The organism is Streptomyces sp. NBC_00620, assembly GCF_026341825.1.
Lineage (GTDB): Bacteria > Actinomycetota > Actinomycetes > Streptomycetales > Streptomycetaceae > Streptomyces.
This window is the reverse complement of sequence record NZ_JAPENY010000001.1, coordinates 1,975,349-1,997,390: the sequence shown is the minus strand read 5'-3', so window position 1 is coordinate 1,997,390 and position 22,042 is coordinate 1,975,349. Positions and strand designations below refer to the sequence as shown.

25 protein-coding genes are annotated in these 22,042 nt (G+C 68.5%); 11 read left to right on the top strand and 14 right to left on the bottom strand.

Annotation, left to right across the window (positions count from 1 at the left end):
• Window positions 1-34 precede the first annotated feature (34 nt).
• Window positions 35-1,525, top strand: coding sequence for a YibE/F family protein (locus OG246_RS09175; RefSeq protein WP_266458540.1), 1,491 nt, complete (start codon window positions 35-37; stop codon window positions 1,523-1,525).
• A gap of 123 nt (window positions 1,526-1,648) precedes the next feature.
• Here OG246_RS09175 and OG246_RS09170 read toward each other — a convergent pair whose 3' ends face one another.
• From OG246_RS09170 to OG246_RS09155, 4 genes are all read right to left on the bottom strand, one after another.
• A complete protein-coding gene (locus OG246_RS09170; protein WP_266458537.1) occupies window positions 1,649-2,086 on the bottom strand; it encodes an SsgA family sporulation/cell division regulator in 438 nt (145 codons plus the stop codon).
• Window positions 2,087-2,185: 99 nt separating this feature from the next.
• Window positions 2,186-2,986 carry an IclR family transcriptional regulator gene (locus OG246_RS09165; RefSeq protein WP_266463993.1) on the bottom strand — a complete coding sequence of 267 codons (801 nt, stop codon included), beginning with the start codon at window positions 2,984-2,986 and terminating at the stop codon, window positions 2,186-2,188.
• Between the two features lie 450 nt (window positions 2,987-3,436).
• Window positions 3,437-3,649: a DUF5326 family protein gene (locus OG246_RS09160; protein ID WP_266458534.1), complete on the bottom strand. Its 213-nt coding sequence runs from the start codon at window positions 3,647-3,649 to the stop codon at window positions 3,437-3,439.
• Between the two features lie 162 nt (window positions 3,650-3,811).
• Window positions 3,812-4,129, bottom strand: coding sequence for a cupin domain-containing protein (locus OG246_RS09155; protein WP_266458532.1), 318 nt, complete (start codon window positions 4,127-4,129; stop codon window positions 3,812-3,814).
• An 81-nt stretch (window positions 4,130-4,210) separates the two neighbouring features.
• On the opposite strand from OG246_RS09155, the gene OG246_RS09150 reads away from it, so the two are divergent.
• The 5 genes from OG246_RS09150 (at window position 4,211) to OG246_RS09130 (ending at window position 7,998) form a co-directional block, all read left to right on the top strand.
• Entirely contained in the window at window positions 4,211-4,591 is a 381-nt protein-coding gene (locus OG246_RS09150; protein WP_266458529.1) for a phage holin family protein, read from the top strand.
• Window positions 4,592-4,600: 9 nt separating this feature from the next.
• Window positions 4,601-5,092, top strand: coding sequence for a low molecular weight protein-tyrosine-phosphatase (locus tag OG246_RS09145; protein ID WP_266458526.1), 492 nt, complete (start codon window positions 4,601-4,603; stop codon window positions 5,090-5,092).
• On the top strand, window positions 5,089-6,234 hold the full coding sequence (locus OG246_RS09140) for a cystathionine gamma-lyase (RefSeq protein WP_266458522.1): 1,146 nt from the start codon (window positions 5,089-5,091) through the stop codon (window positions 6,232-6,234). The genes OG246_RS09145 and OG246_RS09140 overlap by 4 nt, the downstream gene beginning before the upstream one ends.
• 272 nt (window positions 6,235-6,506) lie before the next feature.
• On the top strand, window positions 6,507-7,412 hold the full coding sequence (locus OG246_RS09135) for a LysR family transcriptional regulator (protein WP_266458520.1): 906 nt from the start codon (window positions 6,507-6,509) through the stop codon (window positions 7,410-7,412).
• 103 nt (window positions 7,413-7,515) lie between these two features.
• Entirely contained in the window at window positions 7,516-7,998 is a 483-nt protein-coding gene (locus tag OG246_RS09130; RefSeq protein ID WP_266458517.1) for an NUDIX domain-containing protein, read from the top strand.
• Between the two features lie 24 nt (window positions 7,999-8,022).
• Here the strand turns inward: OG246_RS09130 and OG246_RS09125 are convergent, their stop codons facing one another.
• Together OG246_RS09125 and OG246_RS09120 are read right to left on the bottom strand one after the other, a co-directional pair.
• The gene (locus OG246_RS09125; RefSeq protein WP_266458505.1) at window positions 8,023-9,702 is read right to left on the bottom strand and encodes a globin domain-containing protein; all 1,680 of its coding nucleotides are present in this window, start codon (window positions 9,700-9,702) and stop codon (window positions 8,023-8,025) included.
• A gap of 415 nt (window positions 9,703-10,117) precedes the next feature.
• Window positions 10,118-10,753 (bottom strand): HAD family phosphatase, encoded by a 636-nt coding sequence (locus OG246_RS09120; RefSeq protein WP_266458502.1) that lies wholly within the window; start codon window positions 10,751-10,753, stop codon window positions 10,118-10,120.
• Between the two features lie 181 nt (window positions 10,754-10,934).
• On the opposite strand from OG246_RS09120, the gene OG246_RS09115 reads away from it, so the two are divergent.
• The gene (locus OG246_RS09115) at window positions 10,935-11,801 is read left to right on the top strand and encodes a GNAT family N-acetyltransferase (protein WP_266458500.1); all 867 of its coding nucleotides are present in this window, start codon (window positions 10,935-10,937) and stop codon (window positions 11,799-11,801) included.
• An 82-nt stretch (window positions 11,802-11,883) separates the two neighbouring features.
• Here the strand turns inward: OG246_RS09115 and OG246_RS09110 are convergent, their stop codons facing one another.
• Entirely contained in the window at window positions 11,884-12,306 is a 423-nt protein-coding gene (locus OG246_RS09110) for a heme-binding protein (RefSeq protein WP_266458497.1), read from the bottom strand.
• Window positions 12,307-12,406: 100 nt separating this feature from the next.
• Window positions 12,407-13,615, bottom strand: coding sequence for an MFS transporter (locus OG246_RS09105; protein ID WP_266458494.1), 1,209 nt, complete (start codon window positions 13,613-13,615; stop codon window positions 12,407-12,409).
• Between the two features lie 143 nt (window positions 13,616-13,758).
• On the opposite strand from OG246_RS09105, the gene OG246_RS09100 reads away from it, so the two are divergent.
• Both OG246_RS09100 and OG246_RS09095 read left to right on the top strand, forming a co-directional pair.
• Window positions 13,759-14,217 (top strand): MarR family winged helix-turn-helix transcriptional regulator, encoded by a 459-nt coding sequence (locus OG246_RS09100; RefSeq protein WP_266458491.1) that lies wholly within the window; start codon window positions 13,759-13,761, stop codon window positions 14,215-14,217.
• A gap of 41 nt (window positions 14,218-14,258) precedes the next feature.
• Window positions 14,259-14,711: a GNAT family N-acetyltransferase gene (locus OG246_RS09095; RefSeq protein ID WP_266458488.1), complete on the top strand. Its 453-nt coding sequence runs from the start codon at window positions 14,259-14,261 to the stop codon at window positions 14,709-14,711.
• 66 nt (window positions 14,712-14,777) lie between these two features.
• On the opposite strand, the gene OG246_RS09090 is transcribed toward OG246_RS09095, so the two are convergent.
• The gene (locus tag OG246_RS09090; RefSeq protein WP_266458485.1) at window positions 14,778-16,163 is read right to left on the bottom strand and encodes a serine hydrolase; all 1,386 of its coding nucleotides are present in this window, start codon (window positions 16,161-16,163) and stop codon (window positions 14,778-14,780) included.
• 108 nt (window positions 16,164-16,271) lie between these two features.
• On the bottom strand, window positions 16,272-17,750 hold the full coding sequence (gene dnaB, locus OG246_RS09085) for a replicative DNA helicase (RefSeq protein ID WP_266458483.1): 1,479 nt from the start codon (window positions 17,748-17,750) through the stop codon (window positions 16,272-16,274).
• Between the two features lie 459 nt (window positions 17,751-18,209).
• On the opposite strand from dnaB, the gene OG246_RS09080 reads away from it, so the two are divergent.
• Window positions 18,210-19,547: an MATE family efflux transporter gene (locus OG246_RS09080; protein WP_266458480.1), complete on the top strand. Its 1,338-nt coding sequence runs from the start codon at window positions 18,210-18,212 to the stop codon at window positions 19,545-19,547.
• Window positions 19,548-19,708: 161 nt separating this feature from the next.
• On the opposite strand, the gene rplI is transcribed toward OG246_RS09080, so the two are convergent.
• The 4 genes from rplI to rpsF form a co-directional block, all read right to left on the bottom strand.
• On the bottom strand, window positions 19,709-20,155 hold the full coding sequence (rplI, locus tag OG246_RS09075) for a 50S ribosomal protein L9 (protein ID WP_266458477.1): 447 nt from the start codon (window positions 20,153-20,155) through the stop codon (window positions 19,709-19,711).
• Window positions 20,156-20,173: 18 nt separating this feature from the next.
• Window positions 20,174-20,410 carry a 30S ribosomal protein S18 gene (rpsR, locus tag OG246_RS09070; RefSeq protein WP_003949403.1) on the bottom strand — a complete coding sequence of 79 codons (237 nt, stop codon included), beginning with the start codon at window positions 20,408-20,410 and terminating at the stop codon, window positions 20,174-20,176.
• 46 nt (window positions 20,411-20,456) lie between these two features.
• Window positions 20,457-21,074 carry a single-stranded DNA-binding protein gene (locus tag OG246_RS09065; RefSeq protein ID WP_266458474.1) on the bottom strand — a complete coding sequence of 206 codons (618 nt, stop codon included), beginning with the start codon at window positions 21,072-21,074 and terminating at the stop codon, window positions 20,457-20,459.
• A gap of 77 nt (window positions 21,075-21,151) precedes the next feature.
• Complete coding sequence (gene rpsF / locus OG246_RS09060; protein WP_006604399.1) at window positions 21,152-21,442, bottom strand: 30S ribosomal protein S6; 291 nt, start codon at window positions 21,440-21,442, stop codon at window positions 21,152-21,154.
• 285 nt (window positions 21,443-21,727) lie between these two features.
• Here rpsF and OG246_RS09055 point away from each other — a divergent pair, with 285 nt between their 5' ends.
• The gene (locus OG246_RS09055) at window positions 21,728-22,042 is read left to right on the top strand and encodes a hypothetical protein (RefSeq protein WP_266458455.1); all 315 of its coding nucleotides are present in this window, start codon (window positions 21,728-21,730) and stop codon (window positions 22,040-22,042) included.

The following is a 22,042-nucleotide window of genomic DNA, read 5'->3' as shown; positions in this document are numbered from 1 at the left end:
AGTGGGCCCTGTCCGTTCTTGCGATGATCGGTCGGTGACCACGATGCAGCAGCCCCCGATTCCGCCGTCCGAGCCGCCCCACGGACATGGTCCCGGCGACGGCCACGGACACGGTCCGGGCGGCGGAGGACCCGGCGACGGTCAAAGGCCGGGCGGCGGGCAGGGGTCCGGTGGTGGGCACGGACCGGGCGACGGCCACGGACACTCGCACAGTCACAGCCATGGCCCCGCCGCTCCCGTCTCCAAGCATCTGCGCAAGGTCATCGGCGCGGTGCTGATCCCCTTCGCCGCCGCGGTCGTCGTGGGTCTCGTGGTGCTCTGGCCGGGCGGCGCCCCGGGGCACGAGCGCACCGGTGTCGGTTTCGACCGGCAGACCCAGCAGGCGACGGTCACCAAGGTCGACAAGGTGGACTGCGATTCCGTGAACGCCTCGGGGGAGACCCCGACCGGCGACACCTCCACCGCCGAGGGCTCCTCCGCGCAGCAGCAGGCGACGGGCGACTGCAAGAAGGCGACGATCCGGGTCGACACCGGCGACGACAAGGGCCGTACGTTCACCGAGATCGTCCAGCCGGACCAGTCACGCCAGTTGCACGAGGGCCAGAAGGTCGTGGTCGCGTACGAGCCCTCCGCGCCCAAGGACTTGCAGTACTCGGTCACCGATGTGAACCGCAGGATCCCGATGACGGTGCTCGCCGGGATCTTCGCGCTGGTCGTCGTGGTCGTGGGGCGGATGCGCGGCGTCATGGCGCTGATCGCGCTGGCCGTCAGCTTCATGATCCTGACGCTCTTCATCCTGCCCGCGATCCTGCAGGGCTCGAACCCGCTGGTCGTGGCGGTCGTCGGATCCAGCGCCATCATGCTGATCGCGCTCTACATGTGCCATGGCCTGTCGGCCCGGACCTCGGTGGCGGTGATCGGCACGCTGCTCTCGCTGCTGCTGATCGGGCTGCTCGGCTCCGGGTTCATCGACTGGGCGTCGCTCACCGGGAACACCGACGACAACACCGGTCTGATCCACGGCCTGTATCCGTCCATCGACATGAGCGGTCTGCTGCTCGCGGGCATCATCATCGGTTCGCTCGGTGTGCTCGACGACGTGACGGTGACGCAGACCTCCGCGGTCTGGGAACTGCACGAGGCGAACCCTTCGATGGGCTGGCGCGGGCTGTACCGCGCGGGCATCCGCATCGGCCGCGACCACATCGCCTCGGTCGTCAACACGCTCGTCCTGGCGTACGCGGGCGCGGCGCTGCCGCTGCTGCTGCTCTTCTCGATCGCGGAGAGCAGCGTGGGCACGGTCGCCAACAGCGAACTGGTCGCCGAGGAGATCGTGCGCACGCTGGTCGGCTCGATCGGCCTGGTCGCCGCGGTACCGGTCACCACCCTGCTGGCCGCCCTGGTGGTCTCGGCCGACCGCCCCGGGGCTCCGGCCGGCCGACCGGAGGCTCCCACCGCCCCTACTGAGCCGGTGGGGGCCAGGACGCCGGTACGGAGCGGGAAAGGTCGCCGCCGCAAGCACTGAAGTCGCCCGGCGCTCCGACGACTTGGCCCGGTCCCGCGGCCCGTCCGCTCGTGCCGAGTTCCGGTGGCCGAGACCGTGACCACTTGAGGAAGCGTTACTCCACATGGGGGCATCGAAGGCGCTTCAGCCCGCGCTCTGCTCCTCCGCCAGGATGCGGTCCAGCGCCTCGTCGAGATGTGTGTCGAAGTCCGCGAGGGAACGCTCCTGCCCGAGCGGCACGAGCTTGTCCGTACGGTCGAGGAACGCCACGAGCGGCGCCGCCCCGGACCGGAACAGCGCGTGATCGCCGCCCACTTGAAGCCGGATCAGCACCTCGCCGAACGCGTCCGGGTCGGCGGGCGCGATGTGCACATCACCGTCGCCACACGGCCGGCCCACGCCGTCGACCAGCAACTCCCGCCCGAACGCCCAGGTCACGGGCGCGTCACCGGGCAAATGAAAGGTCAGCCGCACGGCATACGGATCACAGGTCTCGTATCGCAGCTCCACCGGAATGCGGAAGGAAAGCTCCTCCGACACGAGGAAGCTCATCATGACCTCTGCCTGCACCGACTCGCGCATCGCCTACCCCGCCGTTTGCCGTCGACTGGCCAGGAATAGTCCCCCTGACACTGCTGAAATCTTGCTCAACGTACACGGCAGATCACAAGGAGTGAGTTTTCAGATACTGATAGAGATGGCGAGTGTCCCTAGCAGCCTGCCGATTTCGCCCTGCAACCGGCGCGCGGCGGGGAGCAGTCGGTCGGCCTGATGCGACGGTACGGAGATGGCCATGGTCGACGCGGTGGTACCGGCCGTGATGGGAATCGCAGCGCAGACCGTGCCCAGCGCGTACTCCTGCCGTTCGATCACGGGCTCCATCCGGCCGACGCGCTCCAGGCGCCGCAACAGGCTGTCGCTGTCGCGCACCGTGTACGGAGTGATCGACTGCACTGGATAGCGGTCGAGGTGATCCCTGCGGGCCTTCTCGTCCAGCTGCGACAACAGGCACTGCCCGATCGCGTGGGCGTGCCCGGTCTCACGGAAGTCGGCCCACTCCTCGACCGCGGGATTGCCCGGGCTGTCGGCGACGCACATGATCTCGATCTCGCCGTCGCGGTACGTCGCGTAGTACACCGGTACACCGATCGAATCGCGCCAGTGTGCGAGCGCGTCGCTCATCGTGCTGCGACGTTTCTGCTGGGCCCCGCTGCTGCTCAACCGCTCGGCGGCCTCGCCGAGGAAGAACAGCCCCTTCTCGCGGCGTAGATAGCCCTCGTGGGCCAGAGTGCGCAGCAGGTGGTACGCCGTCGGCAGCGCGAGTCCTGCCTCCCGGGCCAGTTGCTTGGCGGGCGCTCCGTGCTCGCGCGCCGAGACGGCCTCCAGAAGGCGCATCGCCCGCTGCACGGAGCCGATGAGGGTCGTGGGGTGCGGCTCCAGGGGCGCGGCCTCTGCCGGGGGCGTTCGTGACCCCGAGAGCAGGGCGTGTGCGGCCTCGGGCGGGGTCCGCGTCCCCGCTGGCGGAGTGTCTGCCTCGGCGGTCGGGGCCCCTGCGCCGTGCGCCTCTGCCGGCGAAGCCTGTGCCAGGTGCGCCTCTGCGGGCGATGTGCGTGGCTGGGCCGGCGGGACGCGTGACCCAGCGGGAGCGCCGGATCGCTGGACGGGTGCAGCGTGCGAGGTTGCGGGTGCGGTGTCAACCGTGGCCAAGGGGCACTCCCTGAGCGCGAGGGGAACCGCCCGTGCGGGGGGACACGGGAGGGAAGTGTGCGCTGCCCGCGGGGTCGACCCCGCGTCGAGCTTCCGGACTTTAACCGCCCGCCACCGCTCGCAGACGGCCCCGCCGGAAAACTTCCCTCGCCCGAGGGAACCTCGGCTTCCCTTTACGGGTTCACCCGTTACCGATCGCTCGCCCGCTCACGCGTCACTCACGCCTCACCAGTCGCTGCGCGACGACGAGCTCGTCGTGAATTTCCGCACGACGTAGATCAGTCCGCCGACCAGCGCGACGAAGATCAGCGCCTTGAAGAGCAGACCGATGACGAAGCCGACGACGGTCGCTATCAGGCCGCCGAACACCACGAGGGCGATGACCGGCACCGCGACCCACTTCACCCACCACGGCATCCCGTTGAAGATCTCTCGCATCGCCCTTGTCCTTGCCTCTCCGCCCGTCGCCCCAAGTCCGGGGCACTGATTCCGGGTTCTCTGATGTCTCGCACTCGATGCTAGGGCCGGGAGAGGCCCGGCGGAGGCCTCGCATCCCTTGTTCCTCCCTGACCGTTCCCCTAGGGAACCCTGAGACGGAGGTCAGCTCTCGGGCGGAGAGAACACCACCAGAACCCGCAGGTCCTCGGTGATGTGATGGAACTTGTGGGCGACCCCCGCGGGTACGTAGACGACGCTGCCGCGCGCCACCTGCGTGGTCTCCAGGCCGACCGTGATCGAGGCACGTCCGCTCACGATGAAGTACACCTCGTCCTGCTGGTGCGGCCGCTGCGGGTCCTGATCGCCCGCGTCGAGCGCGTAGAGGCCGACCGACATGTTCCGCTCGCGCAGAAACTGCAGGTAGGCGCCGTCGTTGGCGGCGCGTTCCGCCTCCAGTTCATCCAGCCGGAATGCCTTCATCGTCCTCGTCCGCTCTCGTACGCCGTCTGCTCTGTCCACAGCCGCGCTCGCCAGTCGATCTCTTCTGCCACGATCAGACACATGAAGAATTTCGTAGTCAAGACGATCGCCAACGCGGGGGCCCTCGCCATCGCCGTCTGGGTGCTGGACAAGATCACCCTGACCGGTGACAACACCTGGAAGAAGATCGGCACACTTCTGCTCGTGGCACTGGTGTTCGGCCTGGTGAACTTCCTGGTCAAGCCCCTCGTGAAGGTGCTGACCTTCCCGCTCTTCATCCTCACGCTCGGTCTGATCACCCTGGTGGTCAACGCCCTGATGCTGCTGCTCACCTCATGGCTGGCCGACAAGCTCGACCTGAGTTTCCACGTCGACGGCTTCTGGACCGCGGTCCTGGGCGGCCTGATCATCTCGATCGTGTCCTGGGCGCTCAACGTCGTCCTGCCCGACGGCAAGGACTGAGTACACCCCATGACCTATCGCGTCTGCTTCGTCTGCACAGGCAACATCTGCCGCTCCCCGATGGCCGAGTCCGTCTTCCGCGCCCGCATAACCGAGGCCGGGCTCGACGGCCTGGTCGAGGTCGACAGCGCGGGCACGGGCGGCTGGCACGAGGGCGACGGCGCCGACCCGCGCACCGTCGCCGTGCTGGAGGCGAACGGCTACGAGGGCGACCATACGGCCCGGCAGTTCCACGCCTCCTGGTTCGCCCGCCTCGACCTCGTCATCGCCCTCGACTCCGGCCATCTCAAGGCGCTGCGTCAGCTCGCGCCCACTCCCCAGGACGCGGAGAAGGTCCGGCTGCTGCGTTCCTACGACCCTGCCGCCGGCCCCGACCCGGACGTTCCCGATCCGTATTACGGACGTATGGACGGCTTCGAGGAGTGTCTTGAGATGGTGGAGGCGGCGAGCCTCGGGCTGCTCGCCACCGTGCAGGACCGAGTGGAAGGACGGGCGGCATGACGTCAGAGGATTTCGTCACGGGAAGCGGTGACGGCACCCGCGCGGTGCGGGCCGGGCTGCCCGAACCCGTCAAGTACGAGCCGACGCTCCCGGGCCCGGTCTTCGCCGCGCACTTCCATCTGCCGGGGGAGCCCACGGGCCCGTACACCTACGGCCGCGACGAGAACCCGACCTGGACACTCCTGGAACGCGCCATCGGCGAGCTGGAGGCCCCCGGTCAGGACGGCGTCGAGACGCTCGCCTTCCCCTCGGGCATGGCCGCCATCTCGGCAACGCTCTTCTCACAGCTGCGTGCCGGCGACATCGTGGTACTGCCCGACGACGGCTACCAGGTGCTGCCGCTGGTGCGCGAGCAGCTGACGGCGTACGGCATCGAGGTACGCACCGCCCCGACCGGCGGCGACGCCCAGCTCGACGTACTCGACGGCGCGAAACTGCTGTGGATCGAGACTCCGTCGAACCCGGGTCTCGACGTGTGCGACATACGGCGGCTCGTCGCGGCGGCACACGCGCAGGGCACCCTCGTCGCCGTCGACAACACCCTCGCCACTCCGCTCGGGCAGCGCCCGCTGGAGCTGGGCGCCGACTTCTCCGTGGCCAGCGGCACCAAGATGCTCACCGGGCACGGCGACATCCTCCTGGGATACGTCACCGCGCGCGACGCAGCTCTGATGGCTCCCGTACGGCGCTGGCGGAAGGTGGTCGGCGCGATCCCCGGGCCCATGGAGGCATGGCTCGCGCATCGCTCGCTCGCCACGCTCCAGCTGCGCGCCGACCGGCAGACCGCCAACGCCCTGACGATCGCCGAGGCGCTGCGGAACCGGTCCGAGGTGACCGGGCTGCGCTATCCGGGACTGCCCGACGACCCCTCGCACAAGATCGCCGCGCAGCAGATGCGACGCTTCGGGTGCGTGGTGTCCTTCACGCTGCCCACGCGCGCGCGTGCCGACCGTTTTCTCGACGCGCTGCGTCTGGTGGACGACGCGACGAGCTTCGGCGGAGTGCGGTCGACGGCCGAACGACGCGGGCGGTGGGGCGGCGACGCGGTGCCCGAGGGCTTCATCCGTTTCTCCGCCGGCGCGGAAGATCCCGAGGATTTGGTGGCGGACGTGCTGCGGGCGCTCGACGAGTCCGAGGACTGAGCTTCACCCGTCCGCGGACCGGACTCTTCCTGAGCAGCCGATAAGCAGCCGGTCCCGACCGTCCGGCCTGCCGGTCTTGGTGCGTCGCTACGTACAACGGACGGTCCGAGCCTCCCCCCTCGTGGCTCGGACCGTCCCGGTTCTGCGCGCGAAGAACCGCGCGAACAAGGCTAGTTGACTCTGTGTCAGTGTCCAATCACAGTAGCGACAGCGACCTATCGACTTATTTATAGTTAGGCCTCTGTCGGGGGTGGTGGGAGGGGAGGGGCACCATGGATCTGGCGCTGCTGCGCACGTTTGTGACCGTGCACCGGGCCGGTTCCTTCACCCGCGCCGCCGCGCTGCTCGGACTCTCGCAGCCGGCCGTCACCTCACAGATCCGCGCACTGGAGCGGCAGTTGGGGAGGCCCCTCTTCCTGCGTCAGGCCCGCGGGGTGACCCCCACGACCATCGGCGACGAGCTCGCCCACAAGGCCGCACCACATCTCGATGCCCTGGTGGAGATCGCCGAGACCGGGCTCGACGAGGACTCCTCCTTACGCACCCTGCACCTCGCCGGGCCACCGGAGTTCACCGCCGAACGGGCCCTGCCCGCGCTGACGGAGCTGACGGGCGACGACGGCCAGGGTTTCGCGCTACGCGCCTCCTTCGGCAACACCGAGGAGACCCTGGAGGGGCTCGCCGCCGGACACCATGATCTGGCCATCACCACAGCCCAACCGCGCGGCGCGCTGCTCACCGCGACTCCGCTCTGCGACGAGGAACACGTCCTGGTCGCCGCCCCGCGCTGGGCCGACCGCATCGGTCCGGGCAAGCTGCGCCGCAAGGGCGCCCATGCGCTGGAGAACTTCCCCGTCGTCGAGGTGCACGAGTCCCTGCCGCTCGTCGCCCGTTACTGGGCCTCCGTCTTCGACTGCCGTCCGGCTGCCTCAGGCACCGTCGTAGTGCCCGATCTCCGCGCGGTGCTCGCCTGCGCCGCCTCTGGTGCGGGCGTCACCGTGCTGCCCCGGTATCTGTGCGCCGCCGCCCTGGAGCGCGGCGATGTCGTGGCGCTCCTCGATCCGGCGGTGCCCCCGCTGCGTACGTACTTTCTGGTGGTCCGCACCGGCACCCTGGCCATGCCGCACATCGCCCGGGCGCATGAGTGGCTCCTTCGCGCCGCGGCCGACTGGTCGTGAGGCCCTTCCTTACGCCCTTCCTGGCGCCCTTCCTGAGCTCTCTCCTGACGCCTTCGCGGCTTCACGATGTTTCACGTGGAACCAACCGGGCCACATTCCTCCCATGACCGTCCGACCCGTGGTCAAGCGCACCGCCCGGGCCATCCTGCTCGATGGCGACGACCTGATCCTCATCAAGCGCACCAAGCCCGGCGTCGACCCCTACTGGCTCACACCGGGTGGCGGGGTCGAACCGGAGGACACGACTGTCGTCGACGCGCTCCACCGTGAAGTGCACGAGGAACTCGGCGCCAAGGTCATCGATGTGGTGCCCTGCTTCGTCGACACCGTCGAGCACATCGGCGACGACGGCGGCGCGACCGGCGTGAAAGTGCAGCACTTCTTCGTCTGCCGTCTGGAGTCCATGGATCCCGCGCTGCGGCACGGCCCCGAAATGGACGAGCCCTGCGGCGAGTACGAGATCGTGCGGGTTCCGTTCACCCGGGTCGGCATCGCGTCCGTCCACCTCGTACCGCTGTCCCTGCGGCACTATCTCGACGGGAACATCGAGGGTGTACGGGCGATGCACGCGCCAGATCTGGGCTGACACCCGGCCGATGCGGGCCCGGGGTCAGTCCCCGGCCGCGACGAGCTCCTCCACCGAGTCGTGACGTATGCGGTCCGACGGGATACCGACGTCCATGAGGGCGTCCACCCCGCTGCGGATCATCCCGGGCGGACCCGAGAGGTAGGCGTCGTACTCGTTCCAGGGCCCGTACTCACGTATGGCATCGGGCAGTTGCAGATGGGCCTGCTGGTCGACGACCGGGCGTACGGCGAGCCACGGGTGACTCTGCTGGAGCCGCAGCATCGTGTCGATGTCGTACAGATCGTGATCGGTGCGAGCGCCGTAGAAGACCTCGACCGGGCGCCGCTCCCCGTGTTCGGCGACATCCTCGACCAGCGCCTTGATGGGCGCTATGCCGGTGCCGCCGCCCACACAGAGCAGTCCGCTGTCGGTGGTGTGGTCGACGGTCATCGAACCGGTCGGCGGGCCGAGGCGGATGGTGTCGCCGGGCCGGGCGCGGTGCACCAGGGCGTTGGACACCCAGCCCGCCGGAACCGCCTTCACATGGAACGACAGCAGCCCGTCGGAGCGGGGCGCCGAGGCGAACGAGTAGTGGCGCCAGATCCTCGGCCACCACGGCGTCTCCAGGCTCGTGTACTGCCCGGCGAGGAAGGGGTACGGCTGGTCGGGCCGGACGGTGATGACCGCGACGTCCGGGGTTCTGAGATCGTGCGAGACCACTTCGGCGTACCACCAGGCCGGGGCTCGCAGTTCGTCCGTGGCCGCCGCGTCGATCATGACCTGGGAGATCGTCGTGTACGCGCGGACCCAGGCCGCCTCGGTCTCGGGGTCCCAGATCGCCGAGGCGAACCGGCTGAGCGAACCGATCAGGCACTCCCCGACGGCCGGGTAGTGCTCGGGCCGGGTGCCGTACTTGCGGTGTCCACGGCCGAGGTTCTGCAGATACGCGACAAGGACCTCGGTGTTGTCGATGTGCTCGGCGGCCGTCAGCAGCGCCTTGAGCAGCCGGTCCCGCTGGGTGTCCATCGCGGCGGGGAACAGCGACCGCAGTTCGGGGTGACGCACGAAGAGCAGCGCGTAGAAGTACGACGTGACCTTGTCGGCGACGGAGCCGACTTCGGCCATGGTCCGGCGGATCAGTACGGCGTCCGGTGACGCCTCAGGAGTGGGCACGGAACTCTGAGCGGGCACACGCGGCTCCGGCGCGAGGGCGGGCTCCTCCGGGACGGGTTGGGGCCGCGGAGAGCCGTGGCCGGCCTGCGCAGCGCCGTGGTCGGCCCGGGGAGAGCCGTGCCTGGGCTGCAGAGGGCCGGGTTCGGGCTGCGTGGGGGCTGCCTGCGGTCGTACGACTTCGAGCCGTGCAGGGGCCGTGTGCGGTCGTACGGCTTCGGGTTCGGGCTCCTGCTCGCGGTGCGCCGCCGCGACGGGTGGGGCCTCAGGGCGCGGGGCGTGAGCAGTCTGCGAGGGCTCGACGGTCCGTATTCGCTCCCGCGGGGGTGAGCTCTCGCCGGCTCCGGGACCACGCCCGGCACGACTCCCGTCCGTCGCCCTGCTCTCGGTCGGCCGCCCTACCGGCCGCAGCGCGGCCAGACGGCTCCCCTCCGGCTCCTGCTCACCGCCGGCAGGCGTCGGTGCCGGATCCTTGCGCGGCGTGAACCAGCCGCCCCCGCCGTTGCCGCCGGAAGTGCCGTTGTCGGCCGACGTGGTGGTCGGAGCGTCCATGGGTGTGCCTCGCCTCGAACATCTTTCGGTCGGTCTGCGCACCTCCGCGATCGGAAGATGCCTGCTTTCCCCCGCAGACGGCTAGCTTTCTTTCCCGGTTCAGTCCCCGTCGGTCAATGCGGCCACATTGAACCCGGATTCCCGCTCCGTACGGACAAGTAGGCGAGAATGTGACATTGACCGCAGTGCTCTCACCGCAGAGTCCCATCCCGAGCCAACGCCCGGCCGCATAACGGAAAATGCGGGTCTTCGATCTCTCCGTCCCGTTAGGCTGCATTGGCCTGCGTTCGTGCCGCCACGTGACATGCGTACATCACGGCGGACGCGAACCGGACTCGACCATACCGGCAGCCGCCCCGGGCACAAGTCCCCGCTTCCTTCAGCGCGAATTGACGGGGACAGAGCATCAATTGCCTCAATTACCGACGCGACGGACCAATTCATAGGCATCCCACAGATCCAGACCCACATAGGAGTGGGTGGCCAGCCCCGTCAGATGGAGATCCGCGTTGACCGCTACGGATACCGGTACGGCGCCGAACAGATCTCTGTCCGACAGTGAGTCGCCATAGGCCACACAGTCGGCCCGGCTCACCCCGAATTCTTCACAGAGCCGGTCCGCGATCTGCACTTTGGCCGCAGCACTGAGAATCCCCGCCGGATCCACCGGCTTTGTAAAGGGCACGTCAGGGAAGCGCGAGCCGTACGCCGCATGCGCTCCCCAGGCTGTAAGCCGTTCCACGAAGAAGGAGGGCGACAGCGAGATGACGGCGCAGTAGTCGCCGTCACCCCGGATCTCCGCCCAGACGTCCTCGATGCCGGACAACCACGGCGCGCTCTCGAAGGCCGCGGTCACATGTACGTCCGTGAGCTCCGTCCACAGAGCGTGCACGCGCGCCGCGTACTCGGGAGGGCCTATGCGCCCCGCGGAGATCTCCTGATCGAGCGCCACGGTCTCGGCCTCCAGCCCGAGCTGCCGTGAGATCTCCACCGGTGCGGAACTTCCGTACAGCAGGGTTCCGTCGAGGTCGAAAAGATGAAGTCGCGCCATGTCCGCCGAGGTTAGTCGTACCGCCCTCTCCCCACCGAGGCGAGCGTCTGCGGATCCCCCGCTGTTTCACGTGAAACATCTGTCCATACGCTGTGCGGTTGGGTACGGCATGGCCAAAAGCGCGTACGTCTACCCGCAAACAAGTGGACGTCACGGGTGCGGGTCGGACAGCCTGACCTGCGTGTCGACACCTTCCCTCGCCGCTCTGCCCATCCGTCGTCTGACGCCTCGCGATCTCACCGCCTGCGCCGACTTGTCCGAGGACCGGGGCTGGCCCCGTGAGGAACACAAGTGGCGCCTCCTCCTCACGGCCGGAACGGGATATGGCATCGACGACCCCGACGGCGGTCTTGTCACCGCCTGCGTCGTGACCGACTACGGACCGCGGGAGCGCCCCGATCTGAGCGCAATCGGCATGGTGCTCGTCGCCGAACGGCACGCCCGCCGGGGAGTCGGCCGGCGGCTGATGCGGCATGTCGTCGAGGAAATGGCCACCACTCCACTGACGCTGCACGCGACCCCGTACGGCCGTCCGCTCTACGAGGGGATGGGCTTCAAGACCATCGGCCGGGCCGAGATGGTCCGCGGGCACTTCACGGCCGGCGGGCCGAAGCCCAAGGTCTTCACACGCCCGGCCACGGCCGAGGACCTGAGCGCGATCCTCCGGCTCGACGAGGAGGTCTTCGGATGTGACCGCACCCATGTGATCACTCGGCTGCCCGCCTTCTCCGACCAGCTGCGCGTCGCCGAGGACGGCGACCGGATCAGCGGATACGCGGCCGCCTGGCCCAACATGGACAACCACGTCGTGGGCCCGCTGATCGCCCGTGACACGGAGACGGCGAAGGCGCTCATCGCCTCGCTGGCCGCCCACACCGACCGTCCCCTGCGCACCGACATCGACGTACGGCACGAAGAGCTGCTGTCCTGGGTGAAGGAGCAGGGTCTCGCGTCCGCCGGCTTCAACGCGGTGATGGCGTACGGGATCTCGGAGCTGCCCGGGGACTGGACACGACGGTTCGCTCCCCTGACGGTGGCTGCCGGTTAGCGGTCGGCGCCCTGGAAGCCGATAGGGGAAGCGCCGGTCCCCCGGAGATGTCGGGGACCGGCGCTTCTGCGTTGAGGCGCGATCAGGCGAGCGCCTCGACCGCGGCTGCGGCGAAGCCGTGGTCCTGGTCCGGCGCACCGCCGCCGACCCCGATCGCGCCGATCAGGCGGCCGTCGCGGTGGACCGGTACGCCGCCCGCGATGAACAGGAGCGGACGGTCCAGGGCGGTGGGCAGGGTGTGGAAGATGCCGCCGGGCTGGACCAACTCGACGAGGTCCGCGGTGGCGGAGTCCAGCTGGAGCGCCGTGTAGGCCTTGCGGGTGCTGGTCTCGCCGGAGATCAGCACGGCCCGGTCGTCGCGGCGGAAGGCCAGCAGGTGACCGCCCGCGTCAAGGACGGTGACGCTGACCCGGACTCCGGCGGCTTCGGCGGCACGGCGGGCCGCGGTGACGAGAATCTCGGCGTCCTCGATGGTCAGCGGGGCGACGGCAGTGGTGGTGCTCATGAGGGTGTTTCTCCTTGTAGCGGGTGCTGAGTCGAACCAGGTGGCTCTGAGTCGAGAGGGCGCGGGGACGGCCCTGGCCCCGCGCCCGGGCTCGACCCGGTCAGTGGTGGATGGCGGTCCGCTGTTCGGCGCGCGCGCCGCCGGCGATGACGGTGCTGCGGGCGCTAGCGCGGCGCTCCAGGGCGGCCGAGAGGACCGCGAGGACGAGCGCGCTCGCGGCGAGGACGGCGCCGACCCAGTTGGGGGCGGTGTAGCCCATGCCCGCGGCGATGACGATGCCGCCGAGCCAGGCCGAAAGAGCGTTGCCGAGGTTGAAGGCGCCGATGTTGACGGCCGAGGCCAGCGTGGGGGCGCCGTGCGCCTGGTCGAGGACGCGCTTCTGCAGCGGCGGCACGGTGGCGAAACCGAGGGCTCCGATCAGCGCGATCGTGACGGCCGCGAGGATCTTGTTGTGTGCGGTGAAGGTAAACAGGGCGAGCACCACGGCGAGGCCGCCCAGGGACACGTACAGCATCGGCATCAGAGCCCGGTCCGCGAACTTGCCGCCGATCAGGTTCCCGCCGACCATGCCGAGGCCGAAGAGGACCAGCAGCCAGGTGACGGAACCGTCGGCGAAGCCCGCGACGTGCGTCATCATCGGCGCGATGTAGGTGATGGCCGCGAAGACGCCGCCGAACCCGAGCACCGTCATCGCCATGGCCAGCAGGACCTGGACGTTCTTGAAGGCGGCCAGCTCGTGACGGAGGCGCACGCCTTCGGGCTTCGGCAGTTCGGGGACCAGCTTGGCGATACCCAGGAGCCCGATCACGCCAAGTGCTGCGACGCCCGCGAAGGTGACGCGCCAGCCGGCGGACTGCCCGATCATCGTGCCCAGCGGAACGCCGACCACGTTGGCGACGGTCAGACCGCTGAACATCATGGCGATCGCACCGGCCTTCTTCTCCGGGGCGACCAGTTCGGCGGCGACCACTGAGCCGATGCCGAAGAACGCACCGTGGGCGAGGGAGGCGACCACGCGGCCCACCAGCATCAGCCCGAAGGCCGGGGCGACGGCGGAGAGCAGGTTGCCGAGCACGAACAGCCCCATCAGCAGCATCAGCATCCGCTTGCGGGGCACCTTGGTGCCGAGCGCGGTCATGATCGGGGCACCGATCACCACGCCGAGGGCGTAGCCGGTCACCAGCAGTCCGGCGGTGGGGATGGAGACACCGAAGTCACCGGCGACCTCGGGCAGCACACCCATGATCACGAACTCGGTGGTTCCGATTCCGAAGGCCCCGATCGCGAGGGCCAGAAGCGCGAGAGGCATGGTGGGGTACACCTTCCCAGACGATTGCAGGAGCGCTTTACGTGCGCCAACAATAGTTGCAGACGCGGGCTACATGCAACAGCGGGCTATTGCGCTTGTGCTCTATCCTGGGTTTCAGCCGCTCCGGGACGGAGGAAAACGCCATGACAGCCACGGACCCCGCGCTCACCGCCCTCGCACAGGGCTGGTGCGCTCTCTCCCTGCTGCACGGGAGGATCGAGGCCCACATCGAGCGCGCCCTGCAGGTCAAGCACGGCCTGAGCGCGCGGGAGTACTCCCTGCTCGACGTGCTCAGCCGGCAGCACGACGGTGAGGGCGGTCATCTGCAGATGAAGCAGGTCGCGGATGCGGTCGTCCTCAGTCAGAGCGCCACCACCCGGCTCGTCACCCGGCTCGAGGACCGCGGCCTGCTCGCGCGCTACCTGTGCCCGACCGATCGCCGTGGCATCTACACGAACGTCAGCGAGGCAGGCCTCACACTCCTCGAAGAGGCGCGGCCCACCAATGACGCCGCCTTGCGCGAGGCGCTCGACGAGGCGGCCAGGAACCCCGAGCTGGCCCCACTGGTCCGGGTCGTGGAATCGGCGAGCGTGCCCGCGTAGGCGGTGCGCAGTCAGTGAGCCCGCGCTCGTAGAGTGCGGCCATGGGAGATCTTGAAATACGAGCTGCCGTCTCGGACGACGTCCCCGCCATCGTCGCGATGCTCGCGGACGACCCGCTGGGCGCCGAGCGGGAGTCACCGGACGACCTCACCCCGTATCTCGCCGCCCTGGCACGCCTCAGCGGCGACGCGAACCAGCACGTCGTCGTCGCGGTGCGCAGCGGTCGCGTCGTCGGCACGCTTCAGCTCACGGTGATTCCCGGGCTGTCCCGCAAGGGAGCGACCCGCTCGATCATCGAGGGCGTACGTGTCCACGCCGACGAACGTGGCGGCGGCCTCGGCACCCGGCTCATCGAGTGGGCGATCGACGAATCCCGGCGCCAGGACTGCCAGTTGGTCCAGCTGACCTCCGACGTCACGCGTACCGACGCACACCGCTTCTACGAGCGACTCGGCTTCACCGCCTCACACGTGGGCTTCAAACTGCCGCTCTGAGGCTCCGGTATACGCGAGAGGGGGTCTGTTTCACGTGAAACAGACCCCCTCTCGTCGCGACCGCCCCTACCGGAACCCTCGCCAGCCGTCGGGGTCCACCCCACCCGGCACAGGAGCCCCCTCGTCGTACGGCTGACGCGTGAAGGTGAACGACCCGAGGTCGAGGTGGCTCAGGGAGCCGTCAGGGCGTCGCAGGGCCCGTAGAAGCTCTCCGGCGTAGTAGCCGTCGAGTCCCGTCCAGGTACCGTCGCCGTTCGCCCGGAAGTGTGCGCCCCGCCCCGTGCCGGTCAACGGCTCGAGCGAAACACCCCCGTCGGCCACCAGCCGCAGCCCGAAGGCATAAGTCCCCCAGTACCACTGTCCCGCCAACTCCAGTACAACCCGGTCCACTTCGGGCAGCGGACGCCAGGGCTCAGGGATCCCGGGTTCGGCCTCCGCCACGATCCGTACAAGGTCTGTGGCAAGGGTCAACACGGGCAGTCCCGAGGTGCAGTTGGCCAGCACCACCGCCGCCACGTCGTCCTCCACCCCGAACATCAAACTGGCGAGGAAGCCCGGCAGGGAACCGGAATGTCCGGCAAGGGTCCGTCCGTCACGATGCACGATCTGCATACCCAGGCCGTACGCGGAACCTGCGGCCAGGTCCGCCGTCTCGGGCGGCGCGGCGGGCGTCCGCATCTCCCGTACGGACTCCGCACTCAGCACCCGGTCGTCACCCTGGACGAGGAAGACCGCGAAGCGCGCCAAGTCCCCAGTGGTGGACCAGAGTTGTCCGGCCGGCGCCATACGGCCAAGGTCCTCGGCCGGCTCCGGCAACATCACGTCCGCCCAGGGATGGACGGCCCACCCGCCCGCGTGCGGCGCCACCGGTCGCCCGCTGGTACGGCTGAGTCCGAGCGGCTCGAGCACCTCGCGCCGCAGCACCTCTTCCCAGGGGGCGCCCCGCAGCTCCTCGACCAGCGCTCCCAGCAGCGTGTAACCGGGGTTCGAGTAGTGGTGCCGTCGCCCGACCGGATGCCGGAAGGGCCGCTCGCCCAGCACGTCGGCCAGTTCGGGGCGCAGTGAGCCAGGCGTGCGCTCCCACCAGGGAGCGGGCGACTCGGCGGCCAACCCCGCCGTGTGCGCGAGCAGTTCGGCAATGGTGGCCTCCCCCGCGCCGGTGCCCGGCAGATGCTTCTCCAGGGGGTCGCCGAGATCCAGCACTCCCTCGTCACGCAGCCTCAGCACCAGTACGGCGGTGAAGGTCTTGGTGATGGAACCGATCCGGTACTGCACGTTCTCGTCCGGCCCATGCCCGTCCACCGAGGTCCGCGCTCCGGTCCAGACCGTCTCTCCGGCCCGGACCACCGAAGCAACCAGCGACGGCGCCCGTCCTTCGGCCTGAGCGACGGCGATACGGTGCAGCAGAGCCCGGCGCGTGGCGGGAAGCAACTCTTCCTGAGGTGTCGTCATGCCCCCAGTCCACCCGGCCCGGCATCGCACGTCGAGCACATTTATCCGACGCTCCGAGACCCAGCGAGGTATCGGAACCAGGTTGAGCCAGGTCGACGAGGGATCGGATCAGGTCTGCGCCATGTCCACGAAGCGCGAGTAGTGGCCCTGGAAGGCCACCGTGATCGTGGCCGTCGGCCCGTTACGGTGCTTGCCCACGATGATGTCCGCCTCGCCGGCGCGCGGTGACTCCTTCTCGTACGCGTCCTCACGGTGCAGCAGGATCACCATGTCCGCGTCCTGCTCGATCGATCCGGACTCGCGCAGGTCGGAGACCATGGGCTTCTTGTCAGTGCGCTGCTCGGGGCCACGGTTGAGCTGAGACAGCGCGATCACCGGCAGCTCCAGCTCCTTGGCCAGCAGCTTCAGGTTTCGCGACATGTCGGAGACCTCCTGCTGGCGGCTCTCGGATCTCTTGCCGCCCGACTGCATCAGCTGCAGATAGTCGATGACCACGAGCTTCAGATCGGCGCGCTGCTTGAGGCGTCGGCACTTGGCGCGGATCTCCATCATCGACAGGTTCGGCGAGTCGTCGATGTAGAGCGGGGCGGCGGAGACGTCCGGCATACGGCGTGCGAGCCGGGTCCAGTCCTCGTCGGTCATCGTGCCGGACCTCATGTGGTGCAGGGCCACACGCGCCTCGGCCGACAGCAGACGCATCGCGATCTCGTTACGGCCCATTTCGAGCGAGAAGATCACGCTGGGCATGTTGTGCTTGATCGAGCAGGCCCGCGCGAAGTCCAGGGCCAGCGTCGACTTACCCATGGCGGGACGGGCAGCGATGATGATCATCTGGCCAGGGTGAAGACCGTTGGTGAGCGAGTCGAGGTCGGTGAAGCCGGTCGGCACCCCGGTCATCTCCCCCGACCGGGACCCGATCGCCTCGATCTCGTCGAGCGCGCCCTCCATGATGTCGCCGAGCGGCAGATAGTCCTCGGTGGTGCGCTGCTCGGTGACCGCGTAGATCTCGGCCTGGGCGCTGTTGACGATCTCATCGACGTCGCCGTCCGCCGCGTATCCCATCTGCGTGATGCGCGTCCCCGCCTCGACCAGGCGGCGCAGGACCGCGCGCTCGTGCACGATCTCCGCGTAGTACTCGGCGTTCGCCGCGGTCGGGACCGTCTGCACCAGGGTGTGCAGATACGGTGCGCCGCCGACCTTGGTGATCTCACCCCGTTTGGTGAGCTCGGCCGCGACCGTGATGGGGTCGGCGGGCTCGCCCTTCGCATACAGGTCGAGAATCGCCTGGAAGATCGTTTCGTGCGCCGGGCGGTAGAAGTCGTGGCCCTTGAGAACCTCCACGACATCGGCGATGGCGTCCTTGGAGAGGAGCATGCCGCCGAGAACCGACTGCTCGGCGTCCAGATCCTGCGGCGGTACGCGCTCGAAGGCCGAACCTCCGCCTTCCCATGAACCGCTGTCCCGGTCGCGGTCGTGCTGCTCGTCGCGGCTCCGGCCACCGTCTCGGCGCTGCCGGGAGGGGGGCAGACGATCACTGGGGCCGCTGTCGGCCGCCCACGGGTCGTCCAAGGGCTCGGAAATACTCACCGAGCCACCTCCTCCCGTCCGCTGAGCGGACCTAGCCGTGCCCTTCATTTCTACGGCACGGCACTGACAACCAAGAGGCCCAACTCCGGTTCTGACGCGTCGGTTTTGTGAGGTTTCCGAGGACGGAGGAGAGAGTGGGCGCCGCCCCACGTTAGGCCCGCGGGCACCGTCAGCCAATCTGGTTATCCACAGGCCATGTGGACGACGGCCCGGATGCTGTGGAGAACCCCACAAAACCTGTGCACGACCCGGTGGACAGGCCTGTGAACAAGCCCTCAGCTCTCCAAAGGAACCCGCCCTGACCTGCATCTTTCCCGTCCACTGGCTGTGCAGAAGAAAAACTTTCCCGGTCGGACCAAGATCGTTGCAAACGGCGTACGACGGCGCGCCGCACCAGCCGACAAGTAAGGGTCATTTCGAGATTGCATCTCTTACCTGTGGAAGATTAGATTGGTGCTCATGACACAGGCTCCCGCGGCGTCCAAGGCCGCCCGGCGTCGGCACGACCGAGAGATCGTCGCACTGGCTGTTCCGGCCTTCGGCTCACTCGTCGCCGAGCCACTCTTCCTGATGGCCGACACCGCGATCGTCGGCCATCTCGGCACCGCGCAACTGGCCGGCCTAGGCATCGCCTCAGCCCTCCTCATGACGGCCGTCGGCGTCTTCGTCTTCCTCGCCTACGCCACCACGGCCGCCGTCGCCCGCCGCGTCGGCGCGGGCGATCTACGCGCCGCGATCCGCCAAGGCATGGACGGCATCTGGCTCGCTCTGCTGATCGGCGCAGCCGTCATCGCCGTCGCCCTGCCCACGGCGCCCGCCCTGATGGAACTCTTCGGCGCCTCTGACACCGCCGCCCCGTACGCCATCACCTATCTGCGCATCTCGTCGCTCGGTATCCCGGCCATGCTCGTCGTGCTCGCCGCCACCGGCGTCCTGCGTGGTCTGCAGGACACAAAGACCCCGCTGTACGTCGCCGTCGGGGGCTTCGTCGCCAACGGCGCCCTCAACGTCGGTCTTGTGTACGGTGCCGACCTCGGCATCGCAGGCTCGGCCTGGGGCACCGTCATCGCCCAGTGCGGTATGGCCGCTGCCTATCTGTACGTCGTCATCCGCGGCGCCCGTAAGCACGGCGCCTCACTGCGGCCCGACTCCGCCGGGATACGGGCCTGTGCCCAGGCCGGTGCACCCCTGCTCGTGCGCACGCTGTCGCTACGGGCGATTCTCATGATCGCCACCGCGGTGGCCGCGCGTCTCGGAGACGCCGACATAGCCGCTCACCAGATCATCCTGTCGCTGTGGAGTCTGCTCGCCTTCGCACTCGACGCGATCGCCATCGCCGGACAGGCCATCATCGGACGCTATCTCGGAGCAGGCGATGCCCAGGGCGCCCGCGAGGCCTGCCGCCGCATGGTCCAGTGGGGAATCGCCGCGGGAGTCGTACTCGGCTTGTTGGTCATCGCCGCCCGCCCCCTGTTCCTCCCCCTGTTCACCAGCGACTCGGTCGTCCAGAACACGGCGTTGCCCGCCCTGCTGCTGGTCGCCGTGTCCCAGCCCATCAGCGGGATCGTCTTCGTACTGGACGGAGTCCTCATGGGCGCAGGGGACGGGCCGTATCTTGCGTGGGCAATGCTGCTCACGCTGCTGGTCTTCGCTCCCGTGGCACTGCTCGTACCCGTACTCGGTGGCGGCCTGACCGCGCTCTGGGGAGCGATGACGCTGATGATGACGATCCGGATGATGACCTTGTGGCTGCGTTCCCGCTCGGGGCGCTGGATCGTCACGGGCGCCACGCGCTGAACGTTTCACGTGAAACGTCCGCCAGCGCGACGGCGCCCTCGTTTCACGTGAAACCAAGAGGCGTCGCATCTGAGCGAAACCAAACCGCGCTCTCGCGGAACGAAGAAGGGCCGCACCCCGTTGGGGTGCGGCCCTTCTCTCAGCTATGCCGAGCGCAGCGGTCAGGCCGCGACGACCTCGATGTTGACCTTGGCGGCAACCTCGGGGTGCAGACGCACGGACGTCGCGTGGGCGCCCAGGGTCTTGATCGGCGCGCCCAGCTCGATGCGGCGCTTGTCGACCTCGGGGCCACCGGAAGCCTTGATCGCCGAGGCGATGTCGGCCGGGGTGACGGAACCGAAGAGACGGCCGGCGTCGCCGGAGCGAACGGCCAGACGGACCTTCACGCCTTCGAGGCGGGCCTTGATCTCGTTGGCCTGCTCGATGGTCGCGATCTCGTGGATCTTGCGAGCACGACGAATCTGCTCGACGTCCTTCTCGCCGCCCTTGGTCCAGCGGATCGCAAAGTTCCGCGGGATCAGGTAGTTGCGAGCGTAACCGTCCTTGACGTCAACGACGTCGCCCGCGGCACCGAGGCCAGAGACCTCGTGGGTGAGGATGATCTTCATATGTCAGTCACCCTTCCCTTATCGCGCGGTGGAGGTGTAGGGCAGCAGCGCCATCTCACGGCTGTTCTTCACAGCCGTGGCGACGTCACGCTGGTGCTGCGTGCAGTTGCCGGTCACGCGGCGGGCACGGATCTTGCCGCGGTCGGAAATGAACTTCCGCAGCATGTTCGTGTCCTTGTAGTCCACGTACGTGACCTTGTCCTTGCAGAATGCGCAGACCTTCTTCTTAGGCTTGCGCACAGGCGGCTTCGCCATGGTGTTTCTCCTGTGTGATCAAGAAGTTGGGGTGCGAGCCCGCCCCTTAGAAGGGGGGCTCGTCCGAGTAGCCGCCGCCGGAGCCGCTGGAGCCGGTCGCGCCGCCGGAGCTTCCGCCCCAGCCGCCACCACCGCCACCGCCGCCCTGGCTGCCACCGGCAGGAGCGCTGGTCGCCCAGGGGTCTTCGGCGGGAGCGCCGCCACCCTGAGGCTGACCGCCGCCGGAGCTTCCGCCCCAGCCGCCGCCCTGCTGGCCGCCGCCACCGCCGCCGCCGCCGTAACCGCCCTGGCCGCCGCGACCCGTGGTCTTGGTGACCTTGGCCGTGGCGTTCTTCAGGCTGGCGCCGACTTCCTCGACGTCCAGTTCGTAGACCGTGCGCTTGACGCCCTCACGGTCCTCGTAGGACCGCTGCTTCAGCCGGCCCTGCACGATGACGCGCATGCCTCGCTGAAGCGATTCGGCGACGTTCTCAGCCGCCTGACGCCAGACCGAGCAGGTCAGGAACAGGCTTTCGCCGTCCTTCCACTCATTGGTCTGACGGTCAAAGGTGCGGGGGGTGGACGCGACACGGAACTTCGCGACCGCCGCACCGGAAGGGGTGAAGCGCAGCTCGGGGTCGTCGACAAGATTGCCGACGACCGTGATGACGGTCTCGCCTGCCATGGGGGTACCTCTCGGCGGGTTTGCTGCTGGCTGCTAGTGCTGCTACTCGATGCCCGAGATCAGCTGAGCTGGAGAGCTCAGTGGGTCTCGGGACGGAGGACCTTGGTCCGGAGGACCGACTCGTTCAGGTTCATCTGTCGGTCGAGCTCCTTGACGACCGCAGGCTCGGCCTGCAGGTCGATGACCGAGTAGATGCCCTCAGGCTTCTTCTTGATCTCGTAGGACAGACGACGACGGCCCCAGGTGTCGACCTTCTCGACCTTTCCGTTGCCCTCACGGACGACGGAGAGGAAGTTCTCGATCAGCGGAGAGACAGCGCGCTCTTCGAGATCGGGGTCGAGGATGACCATCACTTCGTAGTGACGCATGTGGAACCCACCTCCTTTGGACTCAGCGGCCACGGTCGTTCCGTGGCAGGAGGGTTGTGATGCGTACGCAACGGTATCGGCCGCCACTGACAATCGGGCTCCCATCGGCGAACCGAGCGGGATTCCCTGTCGTGACCTGGCCTTGGCCTGGGCAGACACCGGTGCAGAGAGTACAGAGTACCCGCACACGGGCTTCCGGTTGAAATCCGACCGGGTTGAGCGTCAATCTGTACACATCGGGTGTGTATGGCGCTACGATGCGCCGCCTTCCGCAGGAGGTGCCTTATGGCACAGACATTGCGACCCAACACCGTCGGTTCCCTGCTCGCCACCGACCACAAGCCCCATCCCCTCCAGGACACTCTGGTCGGGCTGACCCTGGTGCTCGGGGCGACGGCCTTCATCACGGCCCAGTTCCACAGCCTGCATCTGATCAGCTCCTGGACAGGGCTGCTGGGCATCCTCACCGGCGCCGGCGGACAGTTCATCTCGGAGACGACACGGGAGCGCTTCGGGCTGATCCTGGGTCTCGGTGCCGCGGCCGTCGGCTTCTTCCTTGGCATGGCACACGGCGGCCTCTTCGGCGGCGTCATCGGCTGA